Genomic DNA, 12,441 nt, shown 5'->3' on the forward strand with positions numbered 1-12,441 from the left:
CCTCGCCCGACACCGTCACCGCGACGTTGCGGACGGCTAACCACTAGCCTGGCCCGGTGCCTGGAGTCCCGCCCGCCCACTACGGCTACTTCGGACCGGCCGGCACGTTCACCCACCAGGCCCTGCTGACCCTGCCGGCCCTGCGCGGCGAGCCGATCCCGTACGCGACCGTCGGCCAGGCCCTGCAGGCCGTGCGCGAGGGCGAGGTGACCTCGGTGCTGGTGCCGATCGAGAACTCCGTCGAGGGCGGAGTGACCGCGACCTTGGACAACCTCACCTACGGCGACCCCCTCGTCATCACCCGCGAGGTGCTGCTGTCCGTGCAGTTCACCCTGTTCGCGCGCCCCGGCACCGCGCTGCCCGACGTCCGGCACGTCCTCACCCATCCGCAGGCGGCGGCCCAGTGCCGCGGCTGGCTGGCCGCGCACCTGCCCGAGGCGGTGGTGACCGAGGGGGGTTCGACGGCCGGTGCCGCAGCGGAGGTGGCCGACCCGCAGTCCCGCTTCGACGCCGCCATCTGCGCCCAGGTGGCCGGTGAGATGTACCGGCTGGCCCCGCTCGCCGAACGGATCGCCGACAACGCTGATGCCGTCACCCGCTTCGTGCTGGTGTCCCGGCCCGGCCCGGTGGCCCCACCGACCGGCGCCGACAAGACCACGATGGTGCTGTTCATGCGCGAGGACCATCCCGGCGCGCTGCTGGAGATCCTCGAGCAGTTCGCCAGTCGCGGGGTCAACCTGTGCCGGATCGAGTCCCGGCCGACGAAGCGGACCCTCGGCGACTACTGCTTCTCCATCGACGCCGAGGGCCACCTCGACGACGCGCGGCTGGCCGAGGCGCTGATGGGGCTGCACCGGATCTGCGCCGAGGTGGTCTTCCTGGGCAGCTATCCCCGCGCCGACCAGGAGCGCCCGGCCATCCGGGTCGGTACCGCCAACGCCGACTTCACCGCCGCCGCCTCCTGGCTCCGACGCCTGCACGGCTGAAGTTCCCCCGACTTGTCAGCGTGGGTGGTCGCCATAGCCGCCACCCACGCTGACAAGTCGGACCAGGGGGAGGGTGGCGTCAGCGGTTCTCGACCCCGGCGATGGCGTCGGCGGCGGACTGTTCGAGGGCGTCGGCGGGCTGCTCGCGGGAGGCGCTCAACGTCCGGGGCACGCGCAGGGTCAGCGCGCCGGGCAGCACCTCGGCCACCATCGTGCCGCACTCACCGACCGTGTCGCCGTCCAGCTGGTAGGAGTCGCGCTCCTCGACGGTGATGGTGACCTTGCGTCCGGTCAGCCGGTCGAGCTGCTCGTCGCCGCGTCGCTGGCGGGTGAGAACGCGGGTGGTGATCCGGACCCAGTCGGCCGCGGTCCGGGGCGAGGCGATCATCACGTCGAGCAGTCCGTCGTCGTACTTGGCGTCGGGGATGAGCGGGATGTTGGCCTGCAGGTAGCCGACGTTGCCGACCAGGATCACGTGTGCGCGGCGGCGCAGCGGCGGCTGGTCGTCCACGGTGATGGTGGTGTGCAGCGCGGGGTGGTTCGCGTTCTGGGCGGCAGAGACGAAGTAGGCGGCCGAGCCGACGGCCTTCTTGAGGTCCGCGTTCGTGCCGTCCATGATCACCGCGTCGATGCCGATGCCGCCCATCACCGCGCAGTGGTCGGGTTCACCGCCGTCAACGCGGATCTCGACCAGGTCGACGGCCTTGTCGACGCCGTCGAGCGCCACGTCGAGCGCCGCGCCCCGGTCGAGCGGGATGCCGATGTTGCGCGCCAGCAGGTTGCCGGTCCCCGACGGGATCAGGCCGAACGGCACGCCCGTCCCCGCCAGTCCGGAGCAGATCACCCGGATCGTCCCGTCGCCGCCGGCCCCCAGGACGAGGTCGACCCCCTCGGCCACCGCCTGCCGGGCCAGCGACCGACCTGGATCGTTGACCGAGGTCTCCAGCCAGAGCGGCGGCGCCCAGCCGCGCTCAGCCAGCTCGTACTCCACCTGTCGACGGAACGTCACCCAGTCGACGACCTTGGCCGGGTTGAAGATCACGGCGGCCCGACGCGGGGTGGCGCCGTCCGCGTCGTGGCCCGACCGGCCTCGGACCAGCTCGGTCACGAGGTCGTGCGGTACGGGCAGCCGGACGCCCGCGACGATCAGGCTGAGCACGGCCGCCAGCCCGCCGAGGAGCAGGCCGCCAACGATGTCGGTGACGTAGTGCGCTCCGAGCAGCCAGCGGTCCAGCGCGACCGCGATCAGCACGAGCACCGAGCCGGTCTGCCAGAGCAGCCGCGCCCGGACGCTGCGTCGGCTGACCGCGAAGGTCGCTCCCACCCCGATGGCGAGGACGGTGACCGCCACCAGGTGGCCGGAGGGATAGCTGTAGCCGTTCGCGGTCACCAGCCCCAGCGCCTGCGCCGGCCGGTCGCGTCCGAGCAGCACCTTGAGCAGCGTGGCGCCGCCCCAGCCGAGCACGACCATCAGCACCAGGGCGACCGACAGCTGCCGCAGCCGTCGACGCGACGCCCAGGCGGCGACCGCGAGCAGGGCCACGTAGTCCACCGCCGGCCAGGTGACCAGCGCGAACGCTCCCGCGATCTGCGCCTCCGCCGACAGCGGGTCGACCGGGGCCGGCAGGGCGCGGCGGTCGTAGGTCTGCAGCGGCGCCCAGGTGAAGGTGAGCCAGGTCCAGACCGCCAAGGCCGCCAGCAGCACGCTCGCGATCACCAGTGCGGCGGGGCGGGGACGGCGACGGGGCACGGTCGATTCTCGCAGGTCCCGAACCCTGGGCCTGCCGGTTACCTCGATAGGCTGAGGCAGTGATCGACGTCAAGGTCCTCCGCTCCGACCCCGACCGCGTCCGCGCGTCCCAACGGGCCCGCGGTGAGTCGGAGTCGCTCGTCGACGAGCTGTTGGCGGCTGATGAGACCCGCCGCGGGGCGATCACCACGTACGAGGAGCTACGGGCCGAGCAGAAGGACCTGGGCAAGCAGGTGGCCAGGGCCAGCGGCGACGAGCGGGCTGCGCTGCTCGCCCGGACCCGCGAGCTGGCCGAGGCCGTCAAGGCCGCCGACGCCAGGTCCGGTACGGCCACCGCCGAGTTCGACGCCTTGCTCAAGGGGGTCGGCAACCTCGTGTTTCCCGACGTCCCGCCCGGCGGTGAGGACGACTACGTGGTGGTCGAGACCCACGGCGAGCGGCGCGACTTCGCGGCCGATGGCTTCGCCCCGCGTGACCACCTCGAGCTCGGCCAGCTGCTCGGGGCCATCGACGTCGAACGTGGCGCCAAGGTGTCCGGCGCGCGGTTCTACTACCTGACGGGTCAGGGCGCCGAGCTCGAGCTGGCCCTGATCAACCTGGCGATGGGGCTGGCGATCCGTAACGGTTTCACCCCGATGATCCCGCCGGCGCTGGTCAAGGCGTCCGCGATGGAGGGCACGGGCTTCCTCGGCCAGGCGGCGCAGGACGTCTACCACCTGCCTGAGGACGACCTCTACCTCGTCGGTACCGCCGAGGTGCCGCTGGCGGCGTACCACTCCGACGAGGTGCTGGACGCCGCGGGCCTGCCGCTGCGGTACGCCGGCTACAGCCCCAGCTATCGGCGCGAGGCCGGCTCCTACGGCAAGGACACCCGCGGCATCTTCCGGGTGCACTGGTTCGACAAGGTCGAGATGTTCGTCTTCTGCGCCCCCGAGGACGCTGAGGCTGAGCACCAGCGGCTGCTGGCCTGGGAGAAGGAGTTCATCGACGCGCTCGAGATCCCCTACCAGGTGCTCGAGCTCGCCGGCGGCGACCTCGGCCTGAGCGCCGCCCGCAAGTACGACTGCTACGGCTGGCTGCCCACCCAGGACCGCTACCGCGAGATCACCTCGACCTCGAACTGCACCGACTTCCAGGCCCGCCGGCTCAACATCCGGGCCCGCTTCCCCGGCGGTACGGGTCCCGTCGCCACCCTGAACGGCACCCTGTGCGCCATGACCCGGACGATCATCATGATCCTGGAGAACCATCAGCAGGCCGACGGTTCGGTCCGGCTGCCGGCGGCCCTGCGACCGTTCCTCGGCGGACGCGAGCAGCTGAGCCCACGCTGATGAGCGCCCGCTGATGAACATCTCCGCAGCACCGGGGTGGCGTCCCGGGCTGGTGGCGCTCGACGTCGACGGCACGGTCGTGGACCGCAACGGCCTCCTCCCGCCTGCCGTCGGCGCGGCCATCACCGCCGTGGTCGAGGCCGGCGTCCCGGTCGTGCTCTCCACCGGACGCAGCTGGCACGGCACCCGCGACCTGGTCGACCTGCTCGGACTGCCGCCCGGACCGTCGGTCTGCTCGAACGGTGCGGTGATCGTCCAGTACCCGCCCGAGGAGATCGTGCAGGCGATCACCTTCGACCCGCGCGACGTGATCACCCGGGTCGAGGAGTTCGCCCCGGGCACGCTGATCGCGGTCGAGGAGATCGGCCGTGGCTACCGGCTCAACCGACACTTCCCGGAGGAGGACCTGACCGGGGAGATGATCATCGAGGACGCCGCCCAGCTGAGCGCCCGGCCGGTGACCCGGATCATCCTGCGCGACCCGCACGGCTCGTCGGAGGACTTCATCGCCCTGGCCGCGCACCTCGGCCTGCACGGCGTGACCTACTTCGTCGGCTGGAGCGCGTGGATCGACATCGCTCCCGAAGGCGTCAACAAGGCGACGGCGCTGGCCCAGGTGGCCGCCCAGCTCGGCGTCCCTCAGGACCGGGTGCTGGCCTTCGGCGACGGCCGCAACGACATCGAGATGCTCGGCTGGGCCGGCCGCGGGGTGGCGATCGGCGACGCACCCGCCGAGGTGCAGGCCGCCGCCGACGTGGTCACCGACCTCTTCGCCGACGGTGGTCCGGTCGCTGAGCTGCGGCACTGGTTCGGCTGACCTCTGCCGCCGCCACCGACGGGTGTGGGGCGGGACTAGATTCCCTCGGGGGGAAGCAACCTTCGAGGCCTCGGCGAGCGTCTACCGGAGGGAGCGGTTCCGCTCCGGAGAGGCGGCGTCGAAGCGGTGATCACTCGTCCGAGCCGTGACTCCGAGTTCTCGGCCTACGTCGCCGAGCAGCGCGACCGGTTGCTGCGCACCGCCTACCTGCTCTCAGGAGACTGGGCCCGGGCCGAGGACGTCACACAGATCGCGCTGTCGAAGCTCTACCTGGCGTGGCACCGCGTCGAGCAGAGCCGCGACGCGTACGCCCGGCAGATCGTCGTCCGGGCCGCGGTGGACGAGCGCCGGCGGCCGTGGCGGCGGGAGGTCAGCACCCCCGACCACCTGCTCGACGCCGGACCGGCCCGCGAGCAGGACGACCTGCCGCAGGCCCTCGTGCTACGGGCCGCGCTGCTGGCTCTGCCCCCGCGTCAGCGGCAGGTCGTCGTGCTGCGCTTCTACCAGGACCTGTCGGTGCAGGAGACCGCCGAGATCCTGGCCGTCACCACCGGCACGGTCAAGAGCACCTGCGCGCGGGCCTTGCTCCACCTCAACCACCTGCTCAGCGAGACTACCGAGGACGGCATCCGGCGATGACCTTGATCGACCCCACCAACTTCGAGGACTGCTTCCTCGACCAGCCCGGCCGACCGCCGCTCAGCGACGACCTGGGGCGGGCCCAGCGGTACCGTCGCGCGGCGCTGGTGCGACGAGGCTGGGCCGCGGGACTGGCCACCGCGGCCATGGTCGCCGTTGCCGTCGGGCTCACCACCCCACCGGCCCTCCAGACCGCGGTCCCGGTGGCTCCGCCGGCCAGCAGCTCGGCTCCAGCCCCGACCGAGGAGCCGACGAGCGACTGGCCGACCCTGAAGCAGATCGCCGACCAGCAGCGGGTCGACAAGGCGTTGGAGCCGATGTCGAAGATCGTCAAGAACGACGGCGGGAACGACCCCCACTACGCCACCTCGTCTGTGTCGATCGAACAACAGACCGCCACCATCTACTGGAAGGGCGCGGTGCCCAAGCTCGTCCGTGACCTCGAGGGGACCACAGCCACCGGCGTCAGGGTCTCGATCGTCCCTGCCGCCTACAGCCAGCGCGACGCCAGCCGTGCTGCGCACGACCTCATCGCCGCCGGCCGTCGAGGGGCGATCCCGCAACCCAACGGTGTCGCACTCAGCAACACCGCCGACAGTCTTGTCGTCGGGTTCAGCGCAGTCGACTTCGACCGGTACGGGCAGGCGCAGCTGAGCCGCGACGTCCGCTCCGTGACCGACTTACGGTTTCGGCTGATCCAGGCGTCCCACACCTTCACCGAAAGCCCAACGGTGGAGCCGTACGCCGCCGTCAGCGACGCAACGATCGCTGCGCTGCGCTCACAGGGCACCGAGCTCACGGTGGTCCAGACCGACCGGTCGGCTGACGCGGCCGTCGAGGCGGCCAGTGACTCTTCCACCAAGCGGCCGGTCGAGGTGTCCCTCGCTCGCGCGACGGTTCGGGACTACCAGAACGTGTCGTCCAGCGACCCCGACGCGACCGGCAAGCGCCTGATCCAGGACCGGCTGGTCTGGGTGGTTGTCTTCGGCAAGCAACGCCAGTACGTGAGCCACCCTGGCTCGGCGCCCGGCCAGAAGTCATACACGCTGTACCAGATGGTCAGCTTGGCCTCGCTGGTCGACGCCAAGACGAACAAGGTCCTCTACGGCGAGACCTTCGGCTGAGTCTGCCTCAGGCGGCCCGGGCTCGGGTGTGACGGGGCCGAACGCGATCCGGTTCCTCTGCTTCCCACAACAACTTGCGACATGGTGCCGCGTACTCGCGGCACTGTGTCGCACGTTATTGGGGTCGCAACGTGTTAGCGACTAGAGGTACATGCCTCCGTTGCCGGACGGGCCCTCCTGGGGAACGGGCACGGCCGTACCGGCGGGCAGGGCGCGGCGCATCTGCTCCAGCTGCGCGCGGGCGGCCATCTGCTGGGCGAAGAGCGCGGTCTGGATGCCGTGGAACAAGCCCTCGAGCCAGCCGACGAGCTGGGCCTGGGCGATCCGCAGCTCGGCGTCGCTCGGGATCTCGTCGGCGCTGAAGGGCAGCGCGATCCGTTCGAGCTCAGCAACCAGCTCGGGGGCCAGACCGTCCTTGAGCTCGGCGATCGAGGCGGCGTGGATCGAGCGCAGCCGCTGTCGGCTCGCCTCGTCCAGCGGCGCGGCCTTCACCTCGTCGAGCAGCTGGCGGATCATGTTGCCGATCCGCATCACCTTGGCGGGCTGCTCAACCATGTCCGTCACCGACCTGATCGGCTGGTCGGACGTCTCGACCCGGTCCGCCGGCGGCCCCTCGACCGCCATCGCCTGCGGCGTGACGACGAAGACACGGCCGTCCTCGGTGGCCCCGGCGACAGCCTGGCCGCCGTGGGAGTCCGATCCGTCCGTCTGCTGCTCAGTCATGCGCTCGATCATAGGAGGGGCGCTAACAGTCCTGGCGGAACCGTAAACGGGTGGAGACGCGCGAGCCGACCCGCCTACAGTGATGCGGTCATGCATGATTTCCCGCCGGTCGTCCCGGACTTCGAGGATCCGGCGCCGAGGCGGCCGCGGGACTTCGGAGCCCCCGACGCCCGGACCCCGACCCGGTTCGTGCTCTGGCTGTTGCGCCAGCAGTGGCCGCTGCTGCTGCTGCTCACCGGCGTGACCGTGGTCCAGTGGCTGCCCGGCGCACTCGGCCCGTACATCGTGGGCCGGATCGTCGACGACGGCATCACCCCCCGCGACCTCGGGGTGGTCGGCCGCTGGTGCCTGGTGCTGCTCGCCCTGGTGCTGGTGGGGGCCGGCGCCGGGGTGCTCGGCCACACCCTGATCGTGCGTACCTGGCTGGTCGGGATGTTCGCCGCGATCAAGCTGGTCACCCGCAAGGTGACGCAGATGGGTCACGTGCTGCCCCAGCGGACCCCCACCGGGGAGGTGCTCAGCGTCGCGACCGGCGACTCCGACCAGTTCGGCGGTCTCGGTGAGGTGCTGTCCAACCTGGCGGGCGCGCTCGTGGCGTACCTGGTGATCGCCGTCCTGGTGCTGTCCACCTCCGTGCCGCTCGGCCTGATCGTGCTGATCGCCGCACCGGTGCTGGTGGTGCTGGCGCTGCCGCTGCTCCGACCGCTGCAGCGACGGCAGACCGAGGAGCGGACCCAGCTGTCCGAGCTGACCTCGCTCGCCACCGACATCGTGGCGGGGCTGCGTATCCTGCGCGGCATCGGCGGCGAGGACACCTTCTCGCGCAACTACGCGGTGCAGTCGCAGCGGACCCGCGCAGCCGGGCTGGCCGCCGGCCGTTGGCAGGCGGCGGTGGACTCGGCCAGCGTGCTGTTCTCCGGCCTGTTCCTGGTGGTGCTCACCTGGCTCGGCTCGCGCGAGGTGTCGGCCGGCCGGCTCACGGTCGGTGAGCTGATCAGCCTGTTCGGCTACGCCGTGTTCATGGTCTGGCCGATCCAGGTCTTCTTCGAGTCGGCCCAGAAGTGGGTGCGGGTGCTGGTGTCGGCGCGCAAGGCGATCGCGGTCTTTGACCAGCAACCGCCCTGGCACAGCCCCGCCGAACCGCTCCGGCTGCCCGCCAGCGGTCAGCTGCACGACCACGCGTCCGGCTTCACCGCCGAGCCCGGCGAGCTGACCGTGATCGTCTCGGCGCTGCCGGACGACTCGGCCGCGCTGGCAGACCGACTCGGCCGCTACCTGCCGGCCGAGTACGAGCCGGTGCCGCTCGACATCGAGGGGGTCAAGGGTCGCGCGGCCCGCCAGGCCCGCGCCCAGCAGCGCCTCGAACGCGCCCGGCTGGTCGACCGCGACCGCCGGCTCGCCGAACAGCGCTGGGGCGTCAGCCTCGGACCGGTCGACCTCGGCGACGTCGCCTTGCGCGAGGTCCGGGACACCATCGTGGTCAGCGACGCCGCGAGCCAGGTCTTCGCCGGCACCCTGCAGAACCTGGTCGACCCGCACAGCCGGCTCAGTCTCGCTGAGGCTGAGCGCGCGCTGCACACCGCCGCGGCCGAGGACGTCTTCGCGGGCCTGCCCGGCGGCTGGCAGGGTCAGATCGACGAACGCGGCCGCGGCCTGTCCGGCGGTCAGCGGCAGCGGCTCGTGCTGGCCCGCGTCCTGGCGCTCGACCCGCCCGTCCTCGTCCTGGTCGAGCCGACGTCCGCGGTCGACGCCCACACCGAGGCGCTGATCGCGCGCCGGCTGGCTGAGCACCGGCGCGGCCGGACGACCGTCGCGACGACCGTCTCCCCGCTGCTGCTGCACCACGCCGACCGGGTGGCGTTCCTGGAGGACGGCCACATTGCCGCCACCGGTACGCACGAGGAGCTGCTGGCCACCAGCGCCGGCTATCGCCGGGTGGTCTCGCGCGAGGAGTCCGACGGCGCTCTTCCCGATGGGGCGGCAGCCGACAGCACGCCGGAGGAGGCGCGATGACCGAGCTGCAGACCGAGCTGTCCGGCTCGGCGGAGACCTGGCGGACGGGCGCCCCCGAGCCGGCGTTGCCGTACGAGCTGGTCCGCCCGCGTACGGGCTCGTTGCGCGCGCGGCTGACGGCCTGGCGTGGGCGGCACCTGCTGCGCGAGACCCGGGCTGATGACTATTTCCGTACCTCCCGTCGACCGGAGCGGGCGTTGCCGGTCGCTGACCGGACCGAGGTGCTGGTGTTCCTTCGCGGGCTGTTCCTCAGCCGCCGGCTGCTGGTCACCGCGTTGCTGGTGCTGCACGCCCTCGCGGCGGTGACGGGGCTGATCGTGCCTCGGGTGCTCGGCCACCTGGTCGACCTGGCGTCGGCCGGCCCGACGGCGACCGCGCGGCTGGACGGGCTGGCGCTCGCGGTGACCGCGGTCGTGGTCGGCCAGGCTGCGCTCACGTTCGCGGCGCTGCTCACCTCGGTCCGGTTCGGCCAGGACCTGCTGGCCGAGGCCCGGGAGTACATCGTGCGGACGGTGCTGCGGCTGCCGCTCGGCCGGGTCGAGAGTGCCTCGTCCGGCGACCTGGTCACCCGCGTCACCCGCGACGTCGGGGCGATGAGCGAGAGCGTCCGGTTCGGACTGCCGGAGGCGATCATCGCCGCCATGACCACCGTGCTGACCGTCGGCGCGATGGTGCTCAACTCGTGGCTGCTGGCGCTGCCGCTGCTGGTGAGTATGCCGGTGCTGTACGTCTCGGCCCGGCGTTACCTGGCGCGCGCGCCCAAGGGCTACATCACCGAGGGCGGCACGTACTCGCGGATCAACACCAGCCTGACCGAGACGGTCGAAGGCGCCCGGACGATCGAGGCGCTGGGGCTGCAGCGGGTCCGGGTCGAGGTCGGCGACAACGACGCCGCCGTGTCCAGCCAGGCCGAGCGGTACACGATGGCGCTGCGGAACCTCCTCTTCGGCGTCCTCGGGCTGGTCTTCGACACGCCGCTGGTGATGGTGCTGCTGGTCGGGGCGTACGGGTACACGGCCGGGCTGGTCACCCTCGGTCAGATCACGGCGGCGACCCTCTACGTCCAGGCGCTGGTCGAGCCGTTGCAGCGGCTGCTGCGCAACATCGACCGGTTGCAGGTCGGCATCGCGTGTACCGCGCGGCTGCTCGGCATCGCCACCGTGCCGCAGGACCGGGAAGCCGGCGACGCGCTACCGGTCGACGACCGGCTGGTCGGGCAGGACCTGCGCTTTGCCTACCGCGAGGGGCACGACGTGCTGCACGGCGTCGACCTCGACCTGCGGCCGGGGGAGCGGTTGGCGGTGGTCGGACCGAGCGGGTCGGGCAAGTCGACGCTGGGCCGGCTGCTGGCCGGGATCAACGGACCGCGGACCGGGTCCGTGACGGTCGGTGGGGTCGAGCTGACCGAGCTACCGCTGCCGGTGATGCGGACCCAGGTGGCGCTGGTCACCCAGGAGCACCACGTCTTCGTCGGGACCGTCCGGGACAACATCCTGCTGGCCCGCGAGGACGCCGGCGACGAGGCGGTGCGGGAGGCGCTGCGGACCGTCGACGCCGAGGACTGGGTCAGCCGGCTGCCGGGGCAGCTGGACACCCTGCTCGGCGCCGGCCACCACAAGCTGACGCCGGCCCAGGCGCAGCAGGTCGCGCTCGCCCGGCTGGTGGTGGCCGACCCGCACACCCTGGTGCTCGACGAGGCGACCTCGCTGATCGACCCGCGGACGGCCCGGCACCTGGAGGGGTCGATGGCCGCGCTGCTGGAGGACCGTACGGTCGTGGCCATCGCGCACCGACTGCACACCGCGCACGACGCGGACCGGATCGCCGTGGTCATCGACGGCCGGATCGCCGAGCTCGGCAGCCACGCCGAGCTGGTGGCCGCCGACGGCGAGTACGCGAGCCTCTGGCGGGCCTGGACCTCCTGAGTCTGGTCGTCGGGGTCAGCACCCTGCTCGGTCACCTCGTACGCCTGCCCGCGGGCGCCGACCGGGCGGTCGAGCCGGCGTTGGCCGATCCTGAGCCCGGGCCCACGGCGACCCAGATACCGGGTCGGCTGCTGCCCAGCTGTGACCGGCTGCGCATCGCGCTCTCGTAGTAGTCGTCGCCAGCTAGTAGACAATGCCAAATAGTGGGTCTAGCCTGAGTGCATGAGCACGGCAGAGCTGGTCACCCGAGACCCGCAGCTGCTGAAGGGCGTCCTGCCGCTGCTGGTGCTCACGCTGCTCGCTGAGGAAGAGTCGTACGGATACGAGCTCGTCGGCCGGCTGCAGGCCGGCGGTCTGGCCGGTATCGCGACCGGCACGGTCTATCCCGTCCTCTCCCGGCTCGAGCGGGAGGGCTGGCTCGGCTCCCGGCTCGTCGCCTCCGACGCCGGACCCGCTCGCAAGTACTACCGACCCACCCCCGCCGGTCTACGCCACCGCGACGCGTCCCAGGCTGCCTGGGAGTCCCTCGCCGAGGTCGTGAGCCGCGCGCTACCTCGATCCATACCCCGGACGAAGGAGATCTCATGACGATGTCGCTGGTTGACCGCTGGGCGCGGTTCCGCTACCTGCAGAGCCTCGAGCTGCGCCTGGACTGGATGCCCGGACGCCGCCGCCGGGCCGTGCTGCGCGAGCTGCGGGACAATCTGGACGCGGCCGCCGCCGAGCGGGGAATGCGTTCCGCGATCGCCGACCTCGGCCGGCCCGCGGCGCTGGCGAGGGAGTACGTGGCGGCCGAACCGGTGTACCGGCCCCGTTGGACCTCGGGGGCCCTCGCCGCGGGCGTGGCGTTCGGTGCCTGGCTGTACGCCACCCTCTTCTACACCGTCGGCATGCTCGACGCCCTGGCGTCCACCGGCACCGCCGCCCCGGCCACCGGCAGCTTCCTGGGCACCCACGTCCAGGCGGCCGCCAACGCCGACGGGCTCTCGGCCGGCTTCACCGGCTTCCCGTGGGCGCCGCTGCTGGTGGTGCTGCTGACGTTCCTGCTGGTCAGTCGCGCCTGGAACGTCCTGCCCGGACGCCGCAACCGTACGGCCGCGCTGGCCTGACCCTGCTCTTGCCTCCCGAAGGTG

The 12,441-nt window shown here is 72.0% G+C and carries 11 protein-coding genes; 9 read left to right on the plus strand and 2 right to left on the minus strand.

Annotated features, from left to right (window positions below):
• The first annotated feature begins 56 nt into the window (after positions 1-56).
• Entirely contained in the window at positions 57-986 is a 930-nt protein-coding gene (pheA, locus tag ACFE76_RS06325; protein ID WP_375430896.1) for a prephenate dehydratase, read from the plus strand.
• A gap of 79 nt (positions 987-1,065) precedes the next feature.
• On the opposite strand, the gene ACFE76_RS06330 is transcribed toward pheA, so the two are convergent.
• Entirely contained in the window at positions 1,066-2,736 is a 1,671-nt protein-coding gene (locus ACFE76_RS06330; RefSeq protein ID WP_375430897.1) for a diacylglycerol kinase family protein, read from the minus strand.
• Positions 2,737-2,795: 59 nt separating this feature from the next.
• On the opposite strand from ACFE76_RS06330, the gene serS reads away from it, so the two are divergent.
• The 4 genes from serS to ACFE76_RS06350 all read left to right on the plus strand — a co-directional run bounded on the left by serS (position 2,796) and on the right by ACFE76_RS06350 (position 6,647).
• On the plus strand, positions 2,796-4,067 hold the full coding sequence (serS, locus tag ACFE76_RS06335) for a serine--tRNA ligase (RefSeq protein ID WP_375430898.1): 1,272 nt from the start codon (positions 2,796-2,798) through the stop codon (positions 4,065-4,067).
• A 49-nt stretch (positions 4,068-4,116) separates the two neighbouring features.
• The gene (locus ACFE76_RS06340; protein WP_375430962.1) at positions 4,117-4,884 is read left to right on the plus strand and encodes an HAD family hydrolase; all 768 of its coding nucleotides are present in this window, start codon (positions 4,117-4,119) and stop codon (positions 4,882-4,884) included.
• A 126-nt stretch (positions 4,885-5,010) separates the two neighbouring features.
• Positions 5,011-5,523, plus strand: coding sequence for a SigE family RNA polymerase sigma factor (locus ACFE76_RS06345; protein WP_375430899.1), 513 nt, complete (start codon positions 5,011-5,013; stop codon positions 5,521-5,523).
• A complete protein-coding gene (locus ACFE76_RS06350; protein WP_375430900.1) occupies positions 5,520-6,647 on the plus strand; it encodes a hypothetical protein in 1,128 nt (375 codons plus the stop codon). Before ACFE76_RS06345 ends, ACFE76_RS06350 begins: the two co-directional genes overlap by 4 nt.
• A gap of 141 nt (positions 6,648-6,788) precedes the next feature.
• On the opposite strand, the gene ACFE76_RS06355 is transcribed toward ACFE76_RS06350, so the two are convergent.
• Positions 6,789-7,370 (minus strand): bacterial proteasome activator family protein, encoded by a 582-nt coding sequence (locus tag ACFE76_RS06355; RefSeq protein WP_375430901.1) that lies wholly within the window; start codon positions 7,368-7,370, stop codon positions 6,789-6,791.
• Positions 7,371-7,460: 90 nt separating this feature from the next.
• Here ACFE76_RS06355 and ACFE76_RS06360 point away from each other — a divergent pair, with 90 nt between their 5' ends.
• From ACFE76_RS06360 to ACFE76_RS06375, 4 genes are all read left to right on the plus strand, one after another.
• Positions 7,461-9,383 (plus strand): ABC transporter transmembrane domain-containing protein, encoded by a 1,923-nt coding sequence (locus ACFE76_RS06360; RefSeq protein WP_375430902.1) that lies wholly within the window; start codon positions 7,461-7,463, stop codon positions 9,381-9,383.
• Positions 9,380-11,308 carry an ABC transporter ATP-binding protein gene (locus tag ACFE76_RS06365; RefSeq protein ID WP_375430903.1) on the plus strand — a complete coding sequence of 643 codons (1,929 nt, stop codon included), beginning with the start codon at positions 9,380-9,382 and terminating at the stop codon, positions 11,306-11,308. The genes ACFE76_RS06360 and ACFE76_RS06365 overlap by 4 nt, the downstream gene beginning before the upstream one ends.
• A gap of 222 nt (positions 11,309-11,530) precedes the next feature.
• Positions 11,531-11,896: a PadR family transcriptional regulator gene (locus tag ACFE76_RS06370; protein ID WP_375430904.1), complete on the plus strand. Its 366-nt coding sequence runs from the start codon at positions 11,531-11,533 to the stop codon at positions 11,894-11,896.
• Positions 11,893-12,417 (plus strand): hypothetical protein, encoded by a 525-nt coding sequence (locus tag ACFE76_RS06375; RefSeq protein ID WP_375430905.1) that lies wholly within the window; start codon positions 11,893-11,895, stop codon positions 12,415-12,417. Before ACFE76_RS06370 ends, ACFE76_RS06375 begins: the two co-directional genes overlap by 4 nt.
• The last annotated feature ends 24 nt before the right edge of the window (positions 12,418-12,441 follow it).

Origin of the sequence: uncultured Friedmanniella sp. (assembly GCF_964244005.1) — a bacterium.
Taxonomy (GTDB): Bacteria; Actinomycetota; Actinomycetes; order Propionibacteriales; family Propionibacteriaceae; genus Microlunatus.

Excerpts from the sequence above, each read along its gene's own strand:
- ACFE76_RS06365 (WP_375430903.1), top strand. The coding sequence starts at position 9,380 with ATGACCGAGCTGCAGACCGAGCTGTCCGGCTCGGCGGAGACCTGGCGG.
- ACFE76_RS06355 (WP_375430901.1), bottom strand. The coding sequence starts at position 7,370 with ATGACTGAGCAGCAGACGGACGGATCGGACTCCCACGGCGGCCAGGCT.
- ACFE76_RS06370 (WP_375430904.1), top strand. The coding sequence starts at position 11,531 with ATGAGCACGGCAGAGCTGGTCACCCGAGACCCGCAGCTGCTGAAGGGC.
- ACFE76_RS06375 (WP_375430905.1), top strand. The coding sequence starts at position 11,893 with ATGACGATGTCGCTGGTTGACCGCTGGGCGCGGTTCCGCTACCTGCAG.
- ACFE76_RS06360 (WP_375430902.1), top strand. The coding sequence starts at position 7,461 with ATGCATGATTTCCCGCCGGTCGTCCCGGACTTCGAGGATCCGGCGCCG.
- ACFE76_RS06350 (WP_375430900.1), top strand. The coding sequence starts at position 5,520 with ATGACCTTGATCGACCCCACCAACTTCGAGGACTGCTTCCTCGACCAG.